23 protein-coding genes and 3 pseudogenes are annotated in these 25,234 nt (G+C 41.9%); 10 read left to right on the top strand and 16 right to left on the bottom strand.

Going from position 1 to position 25,234, the window contains the following annotated elements; translation table 11 throughout:
- The 4 genes from SD31_RS05040 to SD31_RS05055 all read right to left on the bottom strand — a co-directional run.
- Positions 1-668: hypothetical protein (locus tag SD31_RS05040; RefSeq protein WP_052258676.1), on the bottom strand; the 668-nt coding region annotated here is incomplete at its 3' end.
- A gap of 34 nt (positions 669-702) precedes the next feature.
- Entirely contained in the window at positions 703-1,248 is a 546-nt protein-coding gene (locus SD31_RS05045; protein WP_039053342.1) for an RNA polymerase sigma factor, read from the bottom strand.
- Positions 1,249-1,251: 3 nt separating this feature from the next.
- Positions 1,252-2,208, bottom strand: coding sequence for a transketolase family protein (locus SD31_RS05050; RefSeq protein WP_039053343.1), 957 nt, complete (start codon positions 2,206-2,208; stop codon positions 1,252-1,254).
- Between the two features lie 82 nt (positions 2,209-2,290).
- Complete coding sequence (locus SD31_RS05055; RefSeq protein WP_039053344.1) at positions 2,291-3,139, bottom strand: transketolase; 849 nt, start codon at positions 3,137-3,139, stop codon at positions 2,291-2,293.
- A gap of 230 nt (positions 3,140-3,369) precedes the next feature.
- On the opposite strand from SD31_RS05055, the gene SD31_RS16485 reads away from it, so the two are divergent.
- Both SD31_RS16485 and SD31_RS05060 read left to right on the top strand, forming a co-directional pair.
- Positions 3,370-3,537, top strand: a complete 168-nt coding sequence (locus tag SD31_RS16485; protein WP_156138215.1) for a hypothetical protein — start codon at positions 3,370-3,372, stop codon at positions 3,535-3,537.
- Entirely contained in the window at positions 3,518-4,927 is a 1,410-nt protein-coding gene (locus SD31_RS05060) for a DUF4139 domain-containing protein (protein ID WP_052258677.1), read from the top strand. The genes SD31_RS16485 and SD31_RS05060 overlap by 20 nt, the downstream gene beginning before the upstream one ends.
- Positions 4,928-4,961: 34 nt before the next feature.
- On the opposite strand, the gene SD31_RS05065 is transcribed toward SD31_RS05060, so the two are convergent.
- Genes SD31_RS05065 through SD31_RS05075 form a run of 3 tightly spaced genes read right to left on the bottom strand, consistent with a single transcriptional unit; the run spans position 4,962 to position 7,753 of the window.
- The gene (locus tag SD31_RS05065; RefSeq protein WP_039053359.1) at positions 4,962-5,375 is read right to left on the bottom strand and encodes a hypothetical protein; all 414 of its coding nucleotides are present in this window, start codon (positions 5,373-5,375) and stop codon (positions 4,962-4,964) included.
- A 43-nt stretch (positions 5,376-5,418) separates the two neighbouring features.
- A complete protein-coding gene (locus SD31_RS05070; protein WP_039053345.1) occupies positions 5,419-7,074 on the bottom strand; it encodes a M28 family metallopeptidase in 1,656 nt (551 codons plus the stop codon).
- A gap of 7 nt (positions 7,075-7,081) precedes the next feature.
- Positions 7,082-7,753 (bottom strand): sprT domain-containing protein, encoded by a 672-nt coding sequence (locus SD31_RS05075; protein WP_316929763.1) that lies wholly within the window; start codon positions 7,751-7,753, stop codon positions 7,082-7,084.
- A gap of 113 nt (positions 7,754-7,866) precedes the next feature.
- Between SD31_RS05075 and recN the strand changes: the two genes are divergently transcribed.
- A complete protein-coding gene (gene recN, locus SD31_RS05080) occupies positions 7,867-9,525 on the top strand; it encodes a DNA repair protein RecN (RefSeq protein WP_039053346.1) in 1,659 nt (552 codons plus the stop codon).
- 1 nt (position 9,526) lies between these two features.
- On the opposite strand, the gene SD31_RS05085 is transcribed toward recN, so the two are convergent.
- The 9 genes and pseudogenes from SD31_RS05085 to hemA all read right to left on the bottom strand — a co-directional run bounded on the left by SD31_RS05085 (position 9,527) and on the right by hemA (position 18,450).
- Entirely contained in the window at positions 9,527-10,057 is a 531-nt protein-coding gene (locus SD31_RS05085; RefSeq protein WP_039053347.1) for a biliverdin-producing heme oxygenase, read from the bottom strand.
- Positions 10,050-10,631: a sensor histidine kinase gene (locus SD31_RS05090; RefSeq protein ID WP_039053348.1), complete on the bottom strand. Its 582-nt coding sequence runs from the start codon at positions 10,629-10,631 to the stop codon at positions 10,050-10,052. The genes SD31_RS05085 and SD31_RS05090 overlap by 8 nt, the downstream gene beginning before the upstream one ends.
- On the bottom strand, positions 10,631-10,807 hold the full coding sequence (locus SD31_RS16490; protein ID WP_156138216.1) for a hypothetical protein: 177 nt from the start codon (positions 10,805-10,807) through the stop codon (positions 10,631-10,633). The genes SD31_RS05090 and SD31_RS16490 overlap by 1 nt, the downstream gene beginning before the upstream one ends.
- Positions 10,808-10,817: 10 nt before the next feature.
- Positions 10,818-12,242, bottom strand: a complete 1,425-nt coding sequence (locus SD31_RS05095; RefSeq protein ID WP_039053349.1) for a GAF domain-containing protein — start codon at positions 12,240-12,242, stop codon at positions 10,818-10,820.
- Between the two features lie 139 nt (positions 12,243-12,381).
- Entirely contained in the window at positions 12,382-12,792 is a 411-nt protein-coding gene (locus tag SD31_RS05100; RefSeq protein WP_039053350.1) for a hypothetical protein, read from the bottom strand.
- Positions 12,793-12,897: 105 nt separating this feature from the next.
- Positions 12,898-14,208: a glutamate-1-semialdehyde 2,1-aminomutase gene (hemL, locus tag SD31_RS05105; RefSeq protein WP_039053351.1), complete on the bottom strand. Its 1,311-nt coding sequence runs from the start codon at positions 14,206-14,208 to the stop codon at positions 12,898-12,900.
- Between the two features lie 276 nt (positions 14,209-14,484).
- Positions 14,485-15,457 (bottom strand): annotated as a pseudogene (hemB, locus tag SD31_RS05110) (porphobilinogen synthase).
- 51 nt (positions 15,458-15,508) lie between these two features.
- A pseudogene (gene hemC, locus SD31_RS05115) lies at positions 15,509-17,084 on the bottom strand (hydroxymethylbilane synthase).
- Between the two features lie 124 nt (positions 17,085-17,208).
- On the bottom strand, positions 17,209-18,450 hold the full coding sequence (gene hemA, locus SD31_RS05120; protein WP_039053352.1) for a glutamyl-tRNA reductase: 1,242 nt from the start codon (positions 18,448-18,450) through the stop codon (positions 17,209-17,211).
- A gap of 320 nt (positions 18,451-18,770) precedes the next feature.
- On the opposite strand from hemA, the gene SD31_RS05125 reads away from it, so the two are divergent.
- From SD31_RS05125 to cls, 7 genes and pseudogenes are all read left to right on the top strand, one after another.
- Positions 18,771-19,169, top strand: coding sequence for a hypothetical protein (locus SD31_RS05125; RefSeq protein WP_039053353.1), 399 nt, complete (start codon positions 18,771-18,773; stop codon positions 19,167-19,169).
- A gap of 47 nt (positions 19,170-19,216) precedes the next feature.
- A complete protein-coding gene (locus SD31_RS05130) occupies positions 19,217-20,227 on the top strand; it encodes an AI-2E family transporter (protein ID WP_231561195.1) in 1,011 nt (336 codons plus the stop codon).
- Between the two features lie 333 nt (positions 20,228-20,560).
- Positions 20,561-20,937, top strand: a pseudogene (gene rbfA, locus SD31_RS05135) (30S ribosome-binding factor RbfA).
- A gap of 20 nt (positions 20,938-20,957) precedes the next feature.
- Complete coding sequence (gene aat, locus SD31_RS05140) at positions 20,958-21,635, top strand: leucyl/phenylalanyl-tRNA--protein transferase (RefSeq protein ID WP_052258678.1); 678 nt, start codon at positions 20,958-20,960, stop codon at positions 21,633-21,635.
- The gene (locus SD31_RS05145; RefSeq protein WP_039053355.1) at positions 21,604-22,686 is read left to right on the top strand and encodes an aminotransferase class V-fold PLP-dependent enzyme; all 1,083 of its coding nucleotides are present in this window, start codon (positions 21,604-21,606) and stop codon (positions 22,684-22,686) included. Before aat ends, SD31_RS05145 begins: the two co-directional genes overlap by 32 nt.
- Position 22,687: 1 nt before the next feature.
- A complete protein-coding gene (locus tag SD31_RS05150; protein WP_039053356.1) occupies positions 22,688-23,335 on the top strand; it encodes a hypothetical protein in 648 nt (215 codons plus the stop codon).
- 134 nt (positions 23,336-23,469) lie between these two features.
- A complete protein-coding gene (cls, locus tag SD31_RS05155) occupies positions 23,470-24,942 on the top strand; it encodes a cardiolipin synthase (RefSeq protein ID WP_039053357.1) in 1,473 nt (490 codons plus the stop codon).
- The last annotated feature ends 292 nt before the right edge of the window (positions 24,943-25,234 follow it).

Below are 25,234 nucleotides of genomic sequence, written 5' to 3' on the forward strand. Positions count from 1 at the left end.
ATACGGCGTGAAGGCAGCGTGCGTACCGGTGTCTCTTGCTTGTCCGCTCCAATCGTCTTGGCCAATATTGCGTCTGCCGATTTTTCGAAGTAGCCTACAGGTACCGTATATGGTGTTTCTTTGCCCAAAGTTTTCATCCACTTTTCGGCATGTATGTTTGCTTCGATAGCTGCGGCCGATTCTTCGAAATAGTTTTCCGGCACGGCAAAGCCGTCTGTGGTGCCAATACTATCGCGAAGCTTTAATTCGTATATTTTCGCATAAATATCATTTTCTGCTTCTTCGAAATAATTTTCAGGAACTTTATATGCCAATGAAGGAACGACAGTTTTGAGCTTTTCTTCCGCTATGCGTGCTTCTATATCTTGTGTCAAGTTGTCAAAATAAGCAGCAGGCACGGCAAAACCATCAGTAGGTACTTTATCTTTTAGGTCAGCTTCTTTAATCTTTGTGAAAATACGGTCTTCTAATGTTTCGAAATAACCTTCAGGAACGGTAAAAGGTTCCTTATCGTGTGCTTTTGCTGCCTTTTCGATGTCAATCTGGCTTATGATAGAACGAGCTTGATCGTCGAAGAAATTTTCTGGAACAGTAAAAGGATTCACACGCAATGAATCTGGCAGATTGTTGCCTCCTAAAGCTTCATTATATGTGTTTTTCTCCTTCATGGTGTAAATATAGATGACTTTTCCAACCGAAGGTTTAATCGTTACTGTTAAAAAATTGCTCTATCTTTTTCACGGCCAGATGGTAAGAAGCTTTGAGGGCTCCCACGCTAGTTCCCAAAATGTCAGATATTTCTTCGTATTTCAGATCTTCGAAATATTTCATGTTAAATACCAGACGTTGTTTTTCGGGAAGGGTCAGCAGGGCCTGTTGCAGCTTCATCTGTGCTTTATCTCCATTGAAGTAGGCTCCGTCCGCGAGCGTCTCAGACAAGTACGAGGAGCTCTCATCGTCCAGCGATACATTCTGTTTCTGCTTTTTCTTATTCAGAAAGGTAATGCATTCGTTGGTGGCGATGCGATACAGCCAGGTATAAAGCTGTGAGTCTTCTCTGAACTTGTCTAAGTTGCGCCACACTTTGACAAAAATATCTTGGGTCACGTCATCCGCATCGTCGTGATCGATGACCATGCGTCTGACGTGCCAATATATTTTCTGTTGATATTTCTTCAACAAATGTTTGAAAGCCGCTTCACGCGTGCTTTCTTCGGCAAACATAGCTATGATTTGCGCGTCTTCCATTTATTATTTTTTTCTGCTAATAACTTTTTGTGCTGCCGCGACGATGCTAGCTGCATTTAAGCCGTATTTTTCCATCAGCTGAGCAGGTGTTCCCGACTCACCGAAAGAATCGTCTACAGCTACATATTCTTGAGGAGTAGGAAGATTCTTAGCCAACACTTGAGCTACGCTGTCTCCTAGACCTCCGATGCGGTTGTGTTCTTCGGCAGTTACTACACATCCAGTCTTTTTTACAGAAGCTAAGATAGCTTCTTCATCTAAAGGTTTAATGGTGTGGATGTTTATGATTTCTGCATCGATACCTAATTTTTCGAGCTCTTCACCCGCCTTGATTGCTTCCCATACTAAGTGGCCTGTAGCGATGATGGTAACATCTTTACCTTCGTTGAGCATAACAGCTTTTCCGATTTGGAACGTCTGGTCGGCAGGAGTGAAGTTAGGCACTACAGGACGTCCGAAGCGTAGGTATACTGGTCCCTCATATTGTGCGATGGCAATGGTAGCTGCTTTGGTTTGATTATAGTCACAAGGATTGATAACCACCATGCCCGGCAACATTTTCATCAAGCCTATATCTTCCAATGTTTGGTGTGTAGCACCGTCTTCTCCTAAGGTAAGTCCTGCGTGAGAAGCACAGATCTTTACGTTTTTGTGTGAGTACGCTATAGATTGACGGATCTGATCGTATACACGTGCCGTAGAGAATTCTGCGAAAGTTCCTGTAAAAGGAATTTTGCCGCCAATGGTAAGACCTGCAGCGATACCCATCATGTTGGCTTCTGCAATTCCTACTTGGAAGAAACGTTCCGGAAATTCTTTGATGAAGGCATCCATTTTCAATGAGCCTACAAGGTCGGCACAAAGTGCTACGACATTTTCATTCTGTCTTCCTGCTTCTAATAAACCGGCACCGAAACCCGAACGTGTATCTTTAGATTCTGTGTATGTATATTTTTTCATTGTATTCTAAACTGTGATATGAGCTGCTGACGCGCTGTATGGCGTCGTTGTCCCTTTTTGCTAACTAATGTCTAACAATCTTTTAATAATCGCCTAATGTTTCTTTCAATTGTTCTAAGGCACTAGCCAACTGTTCATCGTTAGGCGCTACACCATGCCATTTGTGTGTTCCCATCATAAAGTCCACACCGTAACCCATTTGTGTATGTAGTAAGATGACAACAGGTTTACCCTTGCCTGAGCGTGCTTTCGCTTCATCAAGGCCGGCAACTACTGAAGCCATGTCGTTACCTTTTTCGATTTCCAATACATCCCAACCGAAAGCTTCCCACTTAGCACGTAAGTTACCTAGTGACAACACTTGGTTTGTAGGACCGTCTATCTGAGCGCCATTGTAATCCACTGCAGCAATAAGGTTGTCCACTTTGTTGTGCGGAGCATACATGGCAGCCTCCCAAATTTGTCCTTCCTGTAATTCACCATCTCCCATCAACACGTATACCAGACTGTTATCATTGTTTAACTTTTTGGCTTGTGCGGCACCGATTGCTGCTGAAAGACCTTGACCTAATGAACCTGAAGCAATGCGTACACCTGGTAAGCCTTCGTGCGTAGTAGGGTGTCCCTGTAGGCGGCTGTCTATTCTACGGAAAGTAGCCAATTCACTCACCGGAAAATATCCTGCTCTAGCTAATGTGCTATAAAAAACCGGAGAGATATGTCCGTTTGATAGGAAAAAAATATCCTCACCGATGCCATCCATGTTGAAAGATGGATTGTGTTTCATGGCGTGGAAGTAAAGAGCTACGAAATAGTCTGTACAACCCAACGAACCTCCCGGGTGTCCTGATTGACAACCGTGTACCATACGCACGATGTCGCGTCTTACTTGTGATGCTAATTGTTCAAGTTTATTAATATCTGCACTCATTTTGATTTGATTATACAATTTTTGTTCTGGTAAAGTTAATGAAATTTGTATATCTACCTCAACAAATTATTCGATTAATTCTAAAGCAATTTATGAAAAATGACTCTTCGATACATCTTACTAAAACAACTTTATTAAAATTTATTTAAATTTAATCATAACGATAATGGATATAGCCGTGAATAAACTTAATACGTATGGGGTACGAGCTTGGAGCTTAGCCCTTTTTTTTGTTGGTCGGCAAGCAGATTTACGCGCAGGAGAAGGTCAGCGGTATAGCCGCCATAGATGAGGTTACTGTATTTACGAATGGGGCGGAGGTCAACAGCCGTGTTCCCCTGAAAATGGATAGAGGGTCGGTGATGCTGTATATCCAAAATGTTAGCGGAAGGCATTGACCTAAATAGTGTGCAGGTGTCAGGACCTGAAGGTATCACAATACTATCCGTATCGCAGAGCCGTGCGGAAGAGCGGGAAATCTTTCATCCTGAACATAGGAAGCTCCAAGATAGTTTAGAGGTCTATACGGCTAGGCGAGACGCGATGCTGCATAAACAGAAGGCTACACAAGGGGCTCTTAACCTTCTCAACAACGACAAATTGTTAGGAGGAAGCACAGCTGTCTCTATAGGAGATCTCACCCGTCTGGTGGATTACTATCAAACAAAAGTTGTAGAGCTTAATAGTGCTTTGGATGCCTTGCGTAAAAGTATAATTGTAGAGAATAAAAATATAGACCGTATCAAAGAGAAGATGCGTATGTATACCGGCAGTGGGGCGCAATTGGTGCTACAGCTCTACAATGCTAAGGCTGTGCAAGGAGAGCTAGGACTTTCCTATATTACTTCTGCTGCCAGCTGGAAAGCCTATTATGAACTTCGCAGTCAATCCATTACTTCGCCTCTTCGATGGCTGTATAAAGCGAAGGTAGTCCAAAACACAGGAGTGGACTGGAAGAAGGTGAAGCTCACTTTGTCTACGGGAACTCCAACCCGGGGAGGTACAGCGCCAGAGCTTAAGCCTAGCTATGCACAATATTATATACCAGTCGAGGAGATACCGGTAGGAAGCGCCTCAGGTATTAACAATCTACAAAAGAAGGCAGTGAGTCCGCAGCATACGGCAGAGACGGCAGTGCAACAAGAAATTATTTCTCCTGTGGCGAACATGGTTGTCAATCAACTTAGTACAACCTTCGATATTGATGTGCCTTACGATATTTTGTCGGATGGCCGGGAGCACAGCGTCACGTTGAAAGAATTTACTCTACCGGCGGTTTACACGTATTATGCTGTGCCTAAGATGGATAGAGAGGTATACTTGGTGGCCGAGGTTTCTGATTTCGAGAAGCTTAATCTCCTCCGTGGAGAGGCAAATATAATTTTTGAAAATATGTTTGTCGGCACTTCTTATATTGATCCGGCAGTGATTTCTGACACCTTGAAACTTACTATGGGAAGGGATAAGTCCATCGTTATAAAAAGGGGGCGCCTCATGGACGAGAAAAGCTCTCAAGTGAGTGGAGGTAGCAAAAGACAGATTTTTACCTATGATATACAGGTCAGAAACAATAAATCTTCTCCAATCCAATTAATATTGAAAGATCAATCCCCTGTTTCGACAGATAAATCTATTGAAATAAATCTCGTGGATAATGGTGGAGCACAGGTAGAAAAGGAAAGGGGAGAGCTGCTGTGGAAGGTAGAACTAAAGCCTAAGGAAACAAAGACCTATCGATTCACGTATATGGTCAAATATCCTAAAGATAAGGTTGTAGTATTCAATTAAATAAAAAATGCTCTTCAGCGAAGAGCATTTTTTATTAGTTAAGCAATGACCATGTAGACCATGGTATTCTTGTAAGGATAAGGATAAGGGCGATAGTGTACATGAAAAACACGGTTCTGTTGGCGGCATAGTCTTCAGCTTTTTTGGCTTTGCTATAACCTACGGTAATCAGGATCAACGCCAGTACCATAGTAAGCGGATGCTCTAAGAAATAAAGTCTCGCCAAGCTGTTGCTCATGTTTTCTCCTGAGAAGCTTTGTAGGCCTAGAGGAGAGGTAAAATAAAGCACCAAGCCTACCAACAGCTGTATATGTCCTGCCATTAGGCCGAATAGTGCGATTTTCCTGTTATATGGTTTTGCCTGGAAATAGTTCACTGCCGTAATGATGATAGAAATTACTAAAGCTACCAAAAGGATGATAGCCAAAGTCGAATGTAAATGTTTCATGCCTGTTAACATATGGTTTTGAGTTTAATGGTTTACAAAAGTACTATTTTGAAAGTCGTTTTTCTCCTAGATCTCTAAATTCGGATTTAGCTTTGAACTTTGGGAAAGTTGTTTCATGGCTCATGGTATAGCCTATGTCAAAGAAAAGACGTATATCTGCTAGTATTCCTTCGAAATCCCAGTTTTCGTCCAGTTCATCTTGCGGTTTGTGATATCGGCCGGACAGGGCAGCTCTACGTTTCTCGATGGCTATAGAATCTGTAGATATCAACTCGGATCCTGAGCCCATAAACAGTCCCGGAACACCTTTTTTGACAAAGTTGAAATGGTCAGATCGGTAGAACCCGCCGGAGGTAGGATTGCGCTCTCCTGCTACGGTACGTCCAAATTTTGCTGCCGAGCGTTGGACATAGTCTTCAATTTCGGTTTGTCCTATTCCTACTATAGAAACATCTTTGGTGGCGCCTAATGGACTGAATGCATCCATATTGAGGTTTGCCACAGTTTTGTTTAGTGGATATATAGGATTGTCGGCGTAGTATGCTGACCCTAACAGTCCTTCTTCCTCTGCTGTCAGCGCAATAAATACTATGGAACGTTCCGGTTGATATTTAGCGGCTTTGAAAGCTTTGGCTAGCTCAAAGAGCGCAGCAACACCGGCGGCATTATCTATAGCGCCATTGTAGATGGAATCTCCGTTTACAGGTTCTCCTACACCTAGATGATCCCAATGAGCAGTATAGATGATAGTTTCGTCGGGGCGTTTAGTTCCTCGGATACGAGCGATAACGTTGTTGGATTTGGAATGTCTAAACTTATTGTTTAATGCTACGGCTGTGGTGATATTCATAGGAACAGCTTTAAAGCCCGGCTTTTTGGCTTGTTCCATGATATTTTCCTCTAGTCCTCCGATTTTAAATAATTTCTTTGCGGTTTCTAGGGTTATCCAGCCTTCGAATTCCGGCATTTTGCTTTGGTCGTTTGTTTGTAGGTCCAGCTGAGGTCCCGACCAGCCTGAACGTACCACATCCCACCCATAGCTTGCCGCTGCCGTTTCATGGATCAATAATATTCCTGTTGCCCCTTGACGGCCCGCTTCTTCAAATTTGTAGCTCCAACGTCCGTAATAGGTCATGGTATCCGCCTTGAAAAGGTTTTTGTCATAACGACCAGGGTCGGACACGAGGACAACGACGGTTTTCCCTTTGACGTCAAGACCTTCGTAATCGTTCCAGTTGTATTCGGGAGCGACAATACCGAAGCCGGCAAATACTAGTTCCGTATTTTCGATATTAATGTTATCCTTTAGCTTTCTTGTTCCGATGACGAAATCATCCAGATGACGGACTGAGACATTGCCATTTTTACCGTTGAAGGTGAGGGTTGGAGACGCAGGCTGAGAGGTAATTTCTACCATTGGCACTTCTTGGAAGTAAGAATCGCCATTGCCTGGTTCCAGTCCTAAGGCTTTGAACTGTTCTGCTATATAGTTTACTGTAAGAGTGTCACCCTTGGTAAAAGGTTTACGTCCCATAAATTCGTCTGAAGCCAGTGTTGCTATATGGGCTTTGTACGAGGTTTCGGTGATGGCCTCTAAGGCCGCACTGTCCAAGGTGTTGGGGTCGTACATGGAGGTCTGTTGCTTGCAGGAAAACAAGCCCAGACTGAGGACACAAGAAAAGGCTAATATTTTATTCATATTGTACTTAAGTTTTCGGGTTAATAAAAATACAATTTAAAATGCAGATTTTTAATCCCTTAAATTTTCTTTCGGAAGAAATACTTCCGCAATAGGGTGGAAGAGATATACCTTGTTGGTAGCCAGCTCGATACATTTGTAACGTTTTCGCATGTTTTTCCTTTTTCCTAAACGTACGACCGTTTTTTAATTGGAAGACTGCGTCAATAGGAAGGTCTTCCACATGTATGGCTTCCGTGATATTGTTGTCGTAGCGCTTCAACACACGGTAGAGGTTCACATCCGTGCAGGAAGAGGCCGCCGGATTATTCATGTATTGATGGATAGCCTCCACGACATCGCTCGGAAAGATGTTGAGCTGAAGAAAAGACTGTATTAAGCATTTAAAATTGTTTTTCCATTCTGGGCCATGCGGTTTTACCCGGTGTTTATGGTCCTGATAGGTTTTCAGGTGGGCAAACTCATGGATAGTTGTCAGCAGAAAAGCGTAAGGGTTAAGGTCGTGGTTTACCGTAATCTGATGCGGGGAGCCACGAAATGGAGCGCGGTAGTCCCCCAGCTTGCTGCTGCGGCTTCGCGTGACCTTAAACCTGCACGCCGTATCGTTGATCCATTGTGAGATGATAGGGGCGGCCTGCTCAGGAATATATTTGCTTAACTGTTTGCTGAAATCCGGCATTATCCTACAAACATATTACTTTTCGGCATTAATGAGAATTTTTTGTGGTTTTCAAACCTAAATCTTATGCCTATATTTGAGTTTGTATTTCTCTAGAAACAACATATTCTTCTATGCTATCACGATTACTAATTAAAAACTACGCCTTAATAGATAATTTGGATATCTCTTTTGATAAAGGATTGAATATTATCACAGGGGAGACTGGTGCCGGAAAGTCTATACTTATGGGAGCTTTGGGGTTGGTACTTGGAAATAGGGCCGAAGGAAAGCAGTTTTTTAATGAAGAGAAGAAATGCGTGATAGAGGGTTACTTTTCTATTTCTTCATATGATCTCAAAGGTTTTTTTGAGGAAAACGATCTGGAATACGATGATGAGACTATTATACGCCGGGAGCTATCGGTAGACGGAAAATCCAGAGCTTTTGTCAATGACTCCCCGGTGAATCTGACTATACTGAAAGCATTGGGAGAGAAGTTAATAGATATCCATTCACAGCATGCCACCTTGCAGATTAACACCGAGGAATTCCAATTGCTTGTGTTGGATGCATTAGCTGAGCAGGAAGATCTCCTTACTACCTACAGAAAGGAACTGAATATCTTGCGTCAGACAGAAAGAAGGTTGAAGACTCTGAAAGAGGAGTCGCGAGTAGCAAGTGCAGAGCTGGATTATAATCAATTTTTGTTTGAAGAGCTTGAACGCCTCGATATTAAGGAAGGAGAGGTGCAGTCGCTGGAAGAAGAGCAGCAGCAGCTGGAAAATGCAGAAGAGATCAAGAGATCGTTGGTATCCTCTTCTTTTTTGCTGTCAGAAGGCGAGCAGAATGTACTGTCGATGCTGAAGGAAAGTGTGCAGCAAATACAGCAGGCTGCCCGTTATTTTTCGGGGGCAGAGGAGTTGGCGCAACGTCTTCAGAGTACCTATATAGAAATCAAAGATATTGCATCGGAGATAGCACAACAGGAAGAGGCTGTGATGTTAGATCAGCAGCGTTTGGATGAAGTGTCGGCGCGTCTCAGCGAGCTGTACAGTGTCATGAAGAAACATAGGGTGGATAGTGAGGGCGAGCTGCTTCAGATAAGAGACATTCTCGAACAGAAGCTTCAGGCAGTACTAAATCATGACGATATTATGGCCGAGTTGGAGAAGCAGCTTACGGAGCAGAAGGACAAAGTGATGACTTTGGCGAAGCAGATTCATGACAACAGAAAAGCTGTGGTGCCTCAGGTGGTAGATTTTGTACAGCAGACGCTCACTACGGTGGGAATGCCTAATGCACGGCTTAGCATTTCATTAGACTTCCAAAATATGGAGAAAGCTTCTCCACGAGGGTTTGATGCTGTGCAGTTCCTTTTTTCAGCGAATAAAGGTCAGACATTACAGCCTATACACAAAGTAGCATCGGGAGGCGAGTTGTCGCGGGTCATGCTGGCTATAAAATCTTTGGTTGCTCAGAATTCGTCATTGCCGACCATCATCTTCGATGAGATAGATACCGGTATTTCTGGCGAAGTAGCATTGCGAATGGGAGAGGTGATGCAGCGTCTTGCACACAATATGCAGGTCATTGCCATAACGCATTTGCCACAGATTGCTTCCAAGGGAACTTCCCATTTCAAAGTTTACAAGGAAGACAAGGAAGACAAAACCCGTTCCAATATTGTGTTGTTAAAGCCTGAAGAGCGTGTCCTAGAAATCGCACAGATGCTGAGTGGTGTTAATCCGGGTGAGGCGGCATTAGCTCATGCCAAAACATTATTGGGATAGCTTACTGTTGGCCGAAAAGAAGATAGCCATCTTTCGCTCCACGGATAACCTCTTGCAGCTGGCCTGAATCTAAACTGTTGATTAATGTCTGGAAGTCTTTCCAAAGAGAGGAAAGCTGCTCTTGGTGCTCAGACAGATAAGCAAAAGGATATCCTTCGAATTCGGGGTATTGTTTCAGTTTATTCAAAATTATCTTGTTACCCAACATAGCCCCTAAGACGATATATATCATACCAAGCTTGTAATAGGAACTTGTGGCGTTTATAGCTAATGAAGAAGAGACTTCTTCGACGTGAAGATGCTTAAGGTCAACAAGCAGGGCCTGCTGCTTTTGTAGGAGTAGCTTACTAAGATCTTTCCAGTCGTCTTTTACTTTGGGAAGTACTGCTGTTATGTACCTGTACGAATGTGTAATAAGTTGTTTGTAATGTTCACGGGTAAACCGGTTCTTGAAGAGAAGGTCTGCATGCATGATCTGTTCGATCTTGTCGTGAAACCCTTGTGTTTGTTGTTTTAATATTTGGTTATTCATTGGGAAAAGCGATTTTGAATGTGGTGCCTTCATTTACTTTACTTTGAAACTCGATGTTAGCATGTAGCTTGTCTATTATACGTTTTACTATAGCCATACCTACGCCACTTCCTTCAAACTCATTCGCATTCGATAATCTTTTAAACATGCCGAAAAGGTTTTCTTTTTCTGTTTCGGCGATTCCTATACCGTTATCTTTTATATAATAGATGGTATTGTTGTCTTCCGTTTTGCTGTAGATTTCCAATATAGCTGTATCTTTTTTGCTACTAAACTTGATTGCATTATTGATGAGGTTCATGAAAAGTTGATACAGCAAGGTTTTCTCTCCATAGACGGGTAGCAGGTCGCCCAAGATTACTTCGTAGTTTTTCACGCCGTAGCGCTGTACAGCTTGCTGAATGATCTGATGGATGAAGGTTTCGGTAGTAACCACCTCATAGGAAAGGATATTGGCAGATTCCTTGGTGGATTCAATGGTTTTGTCGATGATGCTGTTGATTAGATCAGCAGCTTCAGCAATATTTTTTGAAAACTTGCCTAAGAAGTCTCGACGTAAGGTCTTGCTTAGCATTAGATGAATTGGGCTGATGTCTTGATAATGGACAATGGATTTCTGATGTCGTGAGCTAGCTGATGGGTGTAGGTTTCCAACTTGTTATTGGCTTCTATTAACCGTTCGTTGAGTCTTTTTACTTCGTTCATCTTGCGAAGCAAAGAATCTTGGATCAACTTATGGATTCTTGTCAAAAAGTTAATGTCAAACGTACTCCATCTTTCGGATTGGCCTTTTACCTTGTTTTTTCCATAGCTGAAAGGAGGTGCGTGGCGAATAGATGTAGGCATTTTTTTCTTCGGAAAAGATGGGATGTTTTTCCGGTATTCCCGCCCATTTCTCTTCCGTAAGGATTTCTTTTCTAAACCAATATATAGCGTAATCGTGCTCCTTATCAAAACTTATTCTGGCGACACCTGTCCAGTTGCTGTTGTCTGTTTTTTTGTTATTGGGTAAGGAGAAAGCATGTGAGGTAAAGATGTTTTCATCACCAATCCTGCTGTTGATTTCTGCATGAATTTCTTCCAACAGGTAGTCGCTGGGAGTCTCACCATAACGAGTGACAAAATCCGGTGAACGGATAATTAAACCTGAAGAGGGGATTGCCTGCATAAACGGCTTGGCAAATTCTTTCAACGTCTTCTCTATGGAGCTGTTAAAGACCAACCTTTCTTTAAGTTCGAGCTCAATTTCCTTAATCTTTTGATCGTCTTCTATTTTTATTCGTTGCTGTTCCACCAAATATTTGGTGGCGGCATAATGTGTTACAAAAAGACATAAGCTCTTTCTGTCGTATGGAATAAATTTTGGTGTAATGTTCTGGCAGGCCACCAAGCCCCAAAGCTTATCATCTATGACTATGGAAAAACTGGCGCTGGCACGTACCCCAAAATTGTGGAGATATTGCAGATGGATTGGGGAGAGTGCCCGTATTTGTGATTTGGATAAGTCTATCTGTGTAGGCTCAGCCCCAAAGAGTGGGACAGTATCGGCATGGATATCCGGTGTTTGGCGGGCAAGATTCTTCAGGTAGAGCTTTCTAGCCTGCTGCGGAATGTCAAATTCTGGATAACGATAGCCAAGCAAAGATTCCTCTTGGATGGTTTTCTTTTCAGCGATGACAATGCCGCTGCTGTCTTCCAGAAACTGATATACCATGATGCGGTCAAATCCTATAATCCTATATATGTTTTCACACAGCGTCTGCCATATGTTGTCGCTGAAATCAAAGTTGCGTTGAAATTCATTCAACTGGCTTAACTCTATGACTATACTTTCGTTCTTTTCGAACTCCAAGAATAATAGATCGTTGTGAATGTAAATGGTAAGCTGAAAGCATTCTCCATGGAGATGCGTTTTGAAGGTTAGAGGAGAACGGCTTATGTGAGATAGGTCGAGGCTTTCGATTTTTACGCCCGTCTCCTGATAGATAAATCCTAGGAAGTCATGTATTTTGAGCTGCATGGCCGCAGGAAGGTCCAACGGTAACCATCTGCGGCAATTTTCACTAATGGCGATACATTTGCCTATCAAAGTTGAAAACCAAAAGATAGCCAAAGTTCCTGAATTTTTCCGCACAGATGTATAGGTTCTTCTTTCGCAGTTAAGAATTTTTGCTGCCTCACTCATTAGGTTTGGATGTAGATATTTTTAAAGATACTTATTCGATAATGATAAAACGAATAATCGGGCAAAATGTTCTAGAAGAATGAACTTTGCTTGCTAAAGGAAGTGAGGGAACAAAAAAAGGAGGCCTAGCCTCCTTACGTTAATTTCCAATTTCAGCGTCCGTCAATACGATTTTGGTAATCATATCTGTCGGAGGAACCGGAGTTCCAGTGCCTCTGTATTCCGCAAAAATTCTTACTTTTCCTATAGAATAGTTTGCCGTGAAGATATAGTTTCCGATGGTTGCCGGCAGCAGTTCGTAGGTGTTAGGGTCACTGTCATACGATATAGCCACCGATACGTGACCATCTTCAAAATAGCGGGCATCCAAATCTGGCATATTTTGTTCGTACTTGAATACGCGGGGTTCGCTTTGCGACCATTGATTAGATTTAATCGTATATACGTAACTAACTCCCGGAAGATAGTTGGTAATATATTCTTTCGTACACGAGTTGAATGTTACCAAAGAAGCACTTGCTATGGCTATGGCTAATAATATTTTTTTCATATAAAATTGTTTTAGTTAGATAGCATTTATCTGTATGACAATAAAGTTGTATTATAGTTTAAAACGATAGAACAAAAATATTGCCACATATGAAGAATAATTTTTTTATCCCTCAAATACTACCATCAATGCCTCTTTAATAGCTGTAACAGCCTTGTTAAGATCTTCTTCGGTATGTGCTGCTGAGATGAAGCCAACCTCATAGCCTGAAGGTCCGAAGTAAATTCCTCTGTTTAGCAGTTCGCGATGCATGACTTTGTATTTTTCCATGGAGGCTGGGTCGATCTGCTCGGCAGATTGGATTTTCTCCTGTGCGGTGAAGGCAAACCAGAAGATAGATCCTACAGTGAAAATTTTTACCTCATAATTTTTTTCTGTCACGAAGCTGCGTATTTCTTCTACGAACTGTTGTGTGGTTTTCTCTAACTTTTCGTAGAAGCCGGGTTGTGCTAGGACCTGTAAAGCAGCGATACCGGCAGCCATGGCCACGGGGTTGCCAGAGAGTGTACCAGCTTGGTAGACAGCTCCGTCGGGAGAGATGTTACACATAATCTCAGCTGAAGCACCGTAAGCACCTACCGGCATGCCGCCTCCGATGATTTTTCCGTAGGTGATGATGTCCGGCTGTATATCGTAGTATTTTGCTGCCCCTTCGAAGCCTAGTCTGAATCCTGTGATGACTTCGTCGAAAATCAACAGTGTGCCATGGGCTTTTGTTATTTCTCTTAAGAAATGGATATATTCTTTATCCTGAATGAGCAAGCCGTTGTTGGCAGGAACACCTTCAATGATGACAGCTGCGATCTGGTCTTTGAAGTCCACAAATACTTGCTCTAAAGCTTTTTTGTCGTTAAGACTGATGACGATGGTTTCATCGGCGAAGGCTTTAGGGACCCCGGCAGATGAGGTTTCTCCGAAAGTTACCAATCCCGAGCCTGCTTTTACTAATAAGGAGTCCGAGTGTCCGTGGTAACAGCCTTCGAATTTTACAATCTTATCACGTTTGGTATATCCTCTAGCAAGGCGGATAGCCGACATTACGGCTTCCGTTCCGGAGCTTACAAAACGTATTTTCTCAATATATTTATTGTTGGAAAGGATAAGTTCTGCTAACTCGTTTTCCAAGAGGGTAGGGGCGCCGAAGCTGAGTCCCTTGCCGAGCTGTGCTTGTACAGCCTCACGGATGGCAGGGTGGTTATGACCTAGGATAAGAGGACCCCAAGAACAGCAAAAGTCTATAAATTCATTGCCGTCGGCATCCCACAAATGGGCTTTGTCTCCTTTTTCAATAAACAAAGGAGTGCCATAAACGGATTTAAAAGCTCTGACAGGAGAATTCACTCCCCCCGGAAAATACTTTTTTGCCTTTTCGAAAAGTTCAGCCGACTTTTCTCTTGATATATCTTGTGCTTTCATTGTTACGTATAATATGATGCGAAGTTATTCAATAAATCTTAATTTACACCTCATTATTCTGTCAATATTGTTTTGATAGGGGTACTGAATAGATTGCACAATATTATTATCAAAATAAAATCAATCGTTTAGGATTTAAATATATTGTCGGCAAACTCTTGTTTTCTAGAGGTAATGAGTATTTAATCTTTTAAGAAAGATGACGATAAAAGAAGAGTATAAAGCACCAGCGCCTATTTTTTGATAGGGCGCTGGTATTTTATAATTAGATTAAAACTATTTCAGCCAGCCTTTTTCTAAAACTTCTTTTGCGTGGTAGGTAAGGATAGAAGTAGCACCGGCACGTTTGAAGCTTAGTAAAGTTTCCATAATGGCGGCTTCTGACAACCATCCGTTAGCGATAGCTGCTTTCAACATCGCATATTCGCCCGAAACGTTGTATGCTGCGATAGGCAATTCAAAATTGTCGTGCAACAATTTAATCACATCCAAATAAGGAAGTCCCGGTTTTACCATTAGGAAGTCAGCTCCTTCTTCGGTATCCAGCTGTGCTTCGATAAGAGCCTCTCTACTGTTTGCGGGATTCATCTGATTAGGTTTTTTTATTCCCCTTTTTTCGGGGCGGAGCCTAGTGCATCGCGGAAAGGGCCATAGAAGGCAGATGCATATTTTGCGGTGTACGACATGAGTGAAACGTTAGTAAAGCCGTTTTCGTCCAATAGGTTACGTAGATAACCTATACGGCCGTCCATCATATCCGAAGGGGCGATGATGTCGGCCCCTGCTTTGGCATGGGCCAATGCCATTTTGCCCAAGACTTCCAGAGTTTCGTCGTTTAAGATTTCTCCATTTTCGACGATGCCGTCATGGCCGTCCGAGCTATAAGGGTCCATGCTACGTCGGTGATGACGCATGCTTCCGGAAAATTTTTCTTTACCGCCTCGATGGCGCGTAGGTACAGTGTTCCTTCGCGGTAACTTTCTGTGGCGTATTTATCTTTCAGCGATTCCTCTACGGCAGGGAATAGGTCGAATGCTTTCAGCCCTAACTTCATACAACTTTCCACCTCTCTCAGCAGGTTGTCGATGGAATAGCGATAAATGCCAGGCATAGATTTTACCTCTTCCTTTACGTTATTTCCTTCGATGATGAACAAAGGAAAAATTAGATTAGAAGGCGACAAATGCGTCTCTTGAACCATGTCACGAATGACAGCGGATTTTCGGTTTCTTCTAGGACGTTTTAACATTTTGTTTGATATTATGTTAAAGTCATTTCGTCGAGAAATGGCTAATGTTTATTATTTATACTCTAATCCAAAAATAGCTTCTGCCAGTCCCATTTCGTCTGGAGAGAAAGGTAAAGTGTATTTTAGTCCCATCTCTTCTATCACTTTGGCTGTGGAGGTCCCGATACAGATAATCTGTTGTCCTGGCTCTGCCAAATTGTTGGCGAAGTAAGCTTGTACGTTGCTAGGGCTGGTAAATATTAATACTTCGGCATTAGTCTTATCGACATTTTCTTCCAACACAGTTTCATAGATAGGCATGTCGATAACTTTTGTTTCCGGAGTAAGGGCTTTCTGTATGGTCATCAAAGAGCCTTTGGCTCTCGGAATAAGTACAGTCTGACCGTCTACGGTTTTAGCAAATTCTTTGGCTATCTCTTCGGTGCTTATTCCTAGGTCATCTCCTGAGAAGTCTGCCACTCTACCGAATTTGCGGAGTGTGGATTCCGAGCCTCTTCCGAGTACTCCTATTTTTGTTTTCTTCAGAATCAATGGATTAAGCTTGAAGAAATGTTCTATTGCATTTTTGCTGTTAAAGAAAATCCAGTCTGCACGTTTCAGGATAAAAGAATCCAACGTGTTGATGGTTGGGAAAATCTTGATCAGCGAACGTGCATCTATCTGTTATATTGTGTTTTTTAAGGAATCTGCTTAGATAGGAGTTGTCGTCCAGTTCTCTAGAGATGAATACAGAAGAAGGAAGTTTACGGTCTTTACGATATTTTTCAAATATCTTTTCGGCCATACCTTCTGGAGTGTCGGACTGTACGTATACGCGGTCAGGAAAGTCGTCGCTAGTTTCTGCTATGGAGGCCCATGCTTCGTATTTTCCGTTTCTTTTGCGACAGTAGCAACCTAGAGGGGCGTGGCAGCCGGCGTCAAACATGTTCAATACCTTACGCTCCACGGAAATAGTTTTTGCCACCTCTTCATCGTTGATTTGTTGTAAGATGTTGTAAAGTTCTTTGTCCGTTTCACGTATTTGTACGGCCAACACACCTTGAGCAGGAGCAGGGATAATCTCTACAGGTGCTATCTCTTCGATATGGAAGTCGGAGAGGTCCATCTCAATACGCGTAATTCCAGCTTTGGCAAGGACTATGGCGTCGTATTGTTCGTCGCGCAGCTTTTGGATACGTGTCTGCAGGTTTCCGCGCAGGTCTTCAAATTCTAAGTCCGGGCGTACGGAAAGCAGCTGCGCTTTGCGTCGGTTGGATGAAGTGCCTACGGTGGCATTGTGTTTCAGCGAAAGACGTTTAGTCACGTCGACACAGTCTTTGTGGATGATGATGATCTCCGATGGATCTTCACGCTCTGACACGGCGGCGATGATAAGTCCCGGAGGATTGATGGTAGGTAAATCTTTGTGTGAGTGAACAGCAAGGTCGATCTGTCCGGAAAGCAACTCTTCTTCCAGCTCTTTGGTGAAAAAGCCTTTTCCTTCCAATTTATCTAAACGTAGGTGTTGTATGATATCGCCTTGTGTCTTGATAATTTTAAGTTCGGCTTCTATGCCGATTTCGGCTAATCTATCTTTAATGAAGTTGGCCTGCCATAGTGCAAGCTGACTTCCTCTGGTTCCGATGATTAATTTTCTGTTTCACTGAGACTAAATTACGTTATGAATAAACGTTACAAATTTAGCCAAAATGAACAACTTTCCGGCTCTTTAGTGTCAGAATAAAGTACTTTTGTAGCAAGAATAGGATGGACTAGTTTTTTTCTAGCTCCAAGTTTTTGACAAGGATTTCTTTGGCCATCACCATAGGAACTTTAATATATTTTTTTTCCATGTAGTTGATGACTTTTTCAAGAACTTCTCTTGCTTGAGGGTCTAGTTTGTTGAGGTCTTGCGCAAAAACTTCATTCATTGCTGTTTGTCGGATTTCCTTGATTTTGTCAGGCACTTCCCGCATGGCTACTTCTACGCGGCGCTGCTTGACGATAGGAAGGAATTCTTTAATATTTTCTTGGATGATAGCTTCTGCGTGTTCCAGTTCGTTGTAACGTTCCTGAATGTTGCGTTCGGCGATAGCCTGAAGACCGCTTACCTCTATATAATGCACAGGGTTGTTTGCCAGCACATCGGCGTCGATATCGTTAGGGATAGCTAGGTCGACAATGACTTTCTTGTCGGTTTCTCCATTTAGGAGGCTTTGATAAAGCTTGTTGTCGATGATGGCGTGTGCGGCACCTGTACAGGTGATCATGACGTCGAATCCTTTTTTGTAGTTGCTTAGCTCGCTCAACGGAAAGGCTTCGCAACTCAACTCTTCAGCAAGCTTTTGCGCATTGGCCAGAGTACGGTTAAATACGACGAAATTGGAATGCTTATGCTTTTTTAAATATTTGGCGAAATTTTGGTTTGTTTCTCCAGAGCCTATAACCAAGATGCGAGGGTTTTCTGACAGCTTAATTTCTTTAAGCTTACGGTAGGCTAGGGACACTACAGAAATAGGGTTGCGGGAAATGTTGGTGTAGGTATAAACTTCTTTAGCGGTTTTTACCAGTCTATCCATCATCAGGCGAAGGAAGTCTCCTGTAAATCCGGCTTCACGGCATTTCTCGTAGGCGCGACGTACCTGAGCTAGAATTTCTTTTTCACCTACCACAAGACTCTCTAAAGAACAAGACATGCGGAAGAGGTGATGTAAAGCGTCTAAACCTGCATATTTGGTTACCTGACCTAAATAGCACTGAAGTTTGTCTGCGGGAACACAGAAATTCATCTTGTGCATAAAATCGGCGATGAAGTCATCTGTAAGCTCATGTGGACCGTAAAAGACAAACTCTACACGGTTGCACGTCGCTATATAGAAGATTTCAGGAATATCTAACGAATTTTTCAGATTGATTAATCTGGAGTCCAGCTCTTCATTGCAGATGACCAAATTGCCTAAATCTTTTAGGTCAACGTGCTTATGGGTAAACGCTATAACTTTTAAATTCTTCAACGCTGTAACTTTCTAGCTCAAATAACTGTTGCAAATGTAGCCTAAAAGCTTGGTTCTTCTGTCAAAAATCTGTCAAACAGGCAAATTTAGAAAGACTCTAAATAGCTTTGTTTGTTTTATTTAAATTATTGGTTATTAGTTGGTTATGTTTGATTGAAAATCAAAATATGACACGTGTCATATAGTCAAAATCTATAATATGACATTAGTCAGTATTTCAATCAATGCTTTTGGCTTTCGGCTGGCAAAAATAGATAAATTCTTATAAAATAAAAGCAAAAAATTTTGCAGTTTATAGGACAGGAAATTACCTTTATTCTATGTATATTCTGAATAAGAAGGTGGCGATTGCTGGGATGGCAGGAGCTCTTATGTCGGTTTTCTTGTTCCCTTTTCTGAAGGTTCCGATAAAGGGAAATTGGACTTTATATCAGACGGATACCAGTCTATTCTTTATTTCGCTGATACTTTTGGGAGTAACGGTATTAGTATTCATGCTACGCAATATCAAGCTTTTTCAAATGTTGAGTTGGTGTTTTCTAATATGGTGTCTGTTAGGTCTGGTGGCTGTATATTTTAAGATCAACAACTATTTCGGTATGAAATTGGTTGATGGATTGTTGGCCAAGACCATTCAACTAAAGTGGGGATGGGCTGTATTGCTCATTAGTGCTATATTGATGGTTTTGAGTGTCAGGAAGTTAAAACAAATACATTGATTTTTATGAAGCAAAAGCAGATAAATAATACGCCGATTAATCAGATTATGCTGATTTTAATCATTCTATTGATTTGTATCTTAATTTTTAAGAACCTGCTGTATTATTTACCTGGTTTTCTTGGTGCTATAACCCTTTATATTTTGTTTCGTAATTCCTATTTCACGCTGACGGAAAAGTATCGATGGAATAAATCGTTGGCAAGTATACTTTATATTTTTGTTTCCATCGTCTTCATTGTTGCTCCCATATGGGCTATAGGTGAGTATCTGATACGGCAGATTGTGGAAGTGTTGAACAATCCGCAAGAAATCGTGAGGCAATTTAATAATGTAAAAGCGTATATGTCGGACAAGCCTTTGCTGAAAGACATTGATATGTCTGATGAAGCATTGATGAATTTTCTGCAGCGCCTCACCAAATATATTCCAAGTGTGTTAAATTCTGTGGCAGAGGTGGCTGTTAATATTTTGGTGACGTTGTTTGTTCTTTACTTCATGCAGGTGCATGGCCGTAATATGGAAGATTATATTCGCAGAGCGATTCCTTTTTCTCAAAAAAGTAAAATTGAGATATGGCGTGAAGTAGAAATGATGGTGAAGTCCAATGCCATAGGTATTCCAATTTTGGGTTTATGTCAGGGTTTGGTAGCTATGTTGGGGTATTGGGTGTTCGGTGTTGAGAATTTTATCTTGTTGGGAATTTTGACCGGCATATCCTCTATAGTGCCTTTATTGGGGACAATGACAATCTATGTGCCCGTATGTATTACAGTATTAGCGGCCGGACAGACGGCCAACGGTATTGGCTTGTTGATTTATTGCTTTATTCTAGTAGGGGGAATTGACAACATTTTACGCTTCACGATTCTCAAGACCTTGGGTGACGTACCACCGCTAATTACGGTTTTCGGGGTTCTGCTGGGCTTAAATATGTTCGGTATGTTAGGGCTGATTTTCGGACCATTGATTCTATCTTCAGTAGGGGTATTAATTAAAGTTTATTCCAACGAATTTGGTAAAGGTAAGATTATCGAACTTCCGGACGAGAGTTCATAAAAAGTGAGCGCTTACTTTTTTTTATTTTTTTCTTTTGTAATCCATTTTAACTCATTATGTTTGTAGCACAAAGGGAGATTGAAGAATGAAACTTTGTGAGTGTTTACTCACAAGAAGGATAACCAAAAGGATAAACCACTAAAGTATGATAGACCGTAAAGTCTAAAAACTTCAAAAAGATATTCTACTATCCAATTATAAAACTATTTTAGACTAATTAAGAGACTTGCCTCGAGCCCCGAGGCAAGTCTTTTTTTATAGGCACAGAAAAGAATACAATAAATGTGTATCTTTGTGGTAAGACATGGAGTCTGACCTCTAAAAAATAAAATTATGGGAACGGAGAGTAAGAGACAACAACGATTTGCCGGCGTGATACAGCAGGATTTAGCGGACTTATTTCAGCGTGAGGGTAATGCATGGGCTCCCGGTGCTTTCATCACGGTGACTAAGGTTCGTGTTACTCCGGATTTATCCATTGCTAGGATATATTTGAGTTTTCTGAACACGAAAACCGCACGAGAAGATATAGAATTGATTAAGCTAAGGCCAGCGAGATCCGATATAAATTGGGCAACAGGATAAAGCATCAGGTTCGGATAGTGCCGGAATTGGAGTTTTTCCTTGATGATACGAATGAATATGTAGAGCATATTGAAAAGTTGTTTGCGGAGATCAATAAAGACACTAACAATAACCAGCCAGAATAAATATTCTGGCTTTTTTAGTCATGATATTTAGGTTGGAAGAAGACAGCATATTATTTCCTGATCCGCGGTTGGCGGAGGAGGACGGCTTGTTAGCTGTAGGAGGAGACTTACGGATAGAGCGTTTACTGCAGGCCTATGCTTTGGGAATCTTCCCTTGGTATTCTGAAGAGACTCCCATACTTTGGTATGCTCCCCATGACAGGTTTGTGCTGCATCCACAGGAGGTGAAGGTGAGCAAATCCATGTGCAAGATCTTAGAACAAAACCTTTTTGACATTTCTTATAATAAAGCTTTCGAGCAGGTCATTCGTCACTGTGCGAACATAGAACGTAAAGATCAAGAAGGCACTTGGATAGTAGATGAAATGCAAGAAGCATATATTGAACTTCATCGGGAAGGGTATGCTCATAGTGTAGAGGTATGGCAGCAAGGAGAGCTGGTAGGAGGATTATACGGAGTGTTGGTGGGTAAGGTCTTCTGTGGGGAGAGTATGTTTTCCCGAGTGTCCAATGCTTCGAAGGCAGCACTCATATATTTGTGCCGTAGTTTCGACCTAGAACTTATAGACTGTCAGATTTATTCTGCTCATCTGGCTTCCATGGGAGCTAAATTGATATATTCCACTGTGTTTTATAATTTGCTTAGCAAACAAGAATACATCCCCAATGGATTACAAAAGTTATTTCGATATTCCTGAAAATATCCTTTATGTGAATACGCCTAGCAATGGGCTTATGCCTCGCAAACATTATTCATGGCGAAGAGAGTGGGAATCTGCCTTTTTCGATGTGCGTGGCGATTTACGGGATCAGCAGGGGGCTTTTATTGCAGATATTAAAGCGGTATTTGGAGATTTGTTCCATTGTCCTGTTGGCAATTTGTTTTTGTTGCCCAACTTTTCTTTTGGTCTGCATACGTTGTTGAACGGACTTTCTAAAGGTTTACGGTATGCTTTGCTGGAAGACGATTACCCTTCTTTAAACTATCCTGTAATCAGCCGAGGGTTGGACCATGTAAAAGTTCCGGTGGACGAGTGTCTTGAGGAGAGGATTGCTGAAGTTGTCCGCAAGGAAAAGGTAGATGTGTTACTACTAAGTATAGTGCAATATATTAGCGGTATGAAGGTAGAGCTGCCTTTTATCCGTCAGCTTAAGGCAGATAATCCTTCCCTTATTATTATTGGAGATGCAACGCAGTATTTAGGAACGGAACCATTCCGCTTCGTAGAGTCGGGTTTTGACGTGGTCGGAGGGTCAGGCTATAAGTGGATGATGGCAGGTTTTGGCAACGGTTATATGATGGTTTCCGATCGGGTTAAAGCTTTATTGTATGCGCAGGCGCAGGAGGGACCAAGACCTACTGAATCCATGTGGGCCAAGAAGAGTATTTTGGACACCTTTTTCGAGCCGGGGCATCAAGATACTTTGAGTCATGGTACGTTAGGACAGTCAGTACACTTTTTGAAAGAACTTGGATTGGAGAATATTCAACAATATTTGACCGAACTTACAAACTATGCGTATGAGAAGTTTGAAGAGCGGAAGTGGCTTCTGCCTGCAATAGAGAAACGCAAGGGTCGGTCTGCTTTGATTAATATACAAATCAATCCAGAATGTTATGGGCAGCTGCTGGAAAGTGGGGTGAAGTGTTTTCCGCGAGGCACAGGAATAAGGATCGGGTTGCATATATACAACGATCGGTCAGATGTTGATAAATTAGTAGATATTATAGGACAAATTAATAAATAAGATGAATCTGAAGATTGGAGATTTAGTCCGTTTTGTGGATGAACCTATTGAAGGATATATTACATCCTTTCAGGACAACGATATAATCGGAGTGACGGATGATACGGGATTTGAAATTCCGGTGTTGCGGAGTAAAGTGACGTTGGTGCATGGCAATATGCGTACGATAGAAGACGAACTTGATGAGGTGCCTGCAAGGGCCAATATGCCATTTGTGGATAAAGGTATTTTCGTCGGTGTGGCGGGTGAACAGAAAGATGGGCTGGCAAAATTTTTTATCATCAACGAAACTTCTTATGAGCTGTTGGTCAGTGTTTCGGAGATGTCGGGAACAAAGACTACAGGAATTTTTGCCAATTCGGTACCTAAGCACGATTATGCCCAGTTCTATACTGCTAACTTTTCTGCAGTAGGAAAGTGGCCTACCTTTCATCTTCAGATAATACGGCATACGCGTATGCAACAGACTCAGACCCAGCCTATCAGTAAGGAGTTTCGTGTGAAACCGATGGACCTCATCCTCTCCAAAGAGCGTGTGGATATGCTCAACGATAAAGTATGGCTCTTCGAAATAGACAAGGAAGAAGAAGATATTGGCTTGGATAAGCTCAAATCGCATTTTATCTCCCACAGACCAAAAGGAAGATAATACGAAGTCCTGTCTCAAAGGCAGGACTTTTAAGTTGTGTAATTTAAAATAAACACCTTATTTTAATCATTTCCTCATCGTCGCGATATTATTGTATATTTAAGCAATAATTATAAAACTGAATAGTGGCGACAATGCATCTTGAAGAGATAAAACCTATTGTTGATTTCATTCTGCAGTGGTATTGGGTACCTTTATTAGTTTTGTATGTAGGTGTTATCAGTGCTATTCTTATCGAAAATCGAAATCCTACCAAAACCGTTGCGTGGATACTGGTTATCATCTTCTTGCCAATCCTAGGTCTTATTCTTTATTATTTCTTCGGCCAGAAATTTGTCAAAGTTAAAAAGATCAAGCGTATAAATAAGAAGCTTGCCTTGCGTCTGGAGAAGAAGTGGAAGGAGCTCGATCCTTTGATGGAATCCTTCATCCAGGATATCCACGAGGAGATAGGAGGTCTTTCTAAAGTTTTTCGTCTGATGAAGACGGAAAGGCTTTCTTCACCCACCTTGGACAATGAGGTACAGCTGCTTATCAACGGAGAAGAGAAGTTTAAATACCTGCTGGAGGATTTGGCTGCGGCGCGCCATTCCATTCATATGGAGTATTATATCTTCGAGCTGGGCACCATAGGGCGTCAGGTCTTGAATTTGTTGAATCGTAAGGCTGAGGAAGGAGTGAAGGTACGCCTGATTGTCGACAGCTTCGGCTCTCCGGATTTGGTGAAATATATGTGTAAGCAGAAAGATTCCAAGATTGAGTTTCATGCCTTTCTGCCAGTGACTTTCACCTCGTTGGCTAATTCCAATTATCGTAATCATCGTAAGATATGTGTCATCGACGGCATGATAGGCTATGTTGGAGGAATCAATATTTCCGATCGCTATATTAATTCAGCGGAAAAGAAGAACTATTGGCGGGATACATCTGTGCGTGTGCGTGGACTAGCCATAAATCTGCTGCAGATTTCCTTTTGGAACTCATGGAACCAGACGGATGGTGAATCCTTCAACCTGGAAGAAGGATATCTGCATCTTAAAGGACTGGAAACGAAGGGGACGGCAGGGGTAGGTTTTGTGTCCAGCGATCCGGCCTCACTTGGTCCTTACAATATGGAAGCTTTACTTATCGCCATCGGAGAAGCTAACAGCAAGATACAGCTCTGTACGCCATATTATATTCCGAGTGAGGAGTTGGAGAGAGCTTTGATCATTGCGGCTTCTTCCGGGGTTCAGGTGGAGCTTATGGTCCCTAAGCATTCGGATTCGTATCTGGTACATCATGCATCCTATTCTTTCTTGAAACCCTTATTGGAGAGAGGCGTGAAAGTATATCTTTATAATAAGGGCTTTCTACATGCCAAGACCGCTGTTTTTGACGACAAGTTAGCTTTTGTAGGGACGGTAAACTTAGATATAAGAAGCTTTTACATCAACTATGAAATTGCTGCCGTCATCTCAGATCCCGATTTTGCGAAACAGGCCTCCCGGCAGTTTGAATTGGATAAGCAGCACGCAGAATTGATGACCTTGAAGACCTGGAAAAGCCGCCCCGCATGGAAAAGAGCGCTAGATTCCTTGTGCAGACTTTTAGCTCCACTGTTATAAAAAATGTTAAATACCCTTATCATACATGGATTTGACGTGTAAAACATGACAAAATTTGTATTTTTAACTACAAACAGTTTCTGATAGATGAAAAAGGTAAACTATATATTCATTGCTTTAATATTTTTGTTTCTTTCCGCTCCTTTAGTTAAGGCACAAGAGCTACCACGTATTCCTATTAATACGGTGGTAGAGCGTCATTGGTCTAAAAAGTTTTATGGTGTGTTATCCTAATTGAGAAGGTGCCTACCTTCTATTTTGAATTCAAACCCTATTATGGCGGTGGCGACTA

Origin of the sequence: Sphingobacterium sp. T2, assembly GCF_000814685.1 — a bacterium.
Taxonomy (GTDB): domain Bacteria; phylum Bacteroidota; class Bacteroidia; order Sphingobacteriales; family Sphingobacteriaceae; genus Sphingobacterium; species Sphingobacterium thermophilum.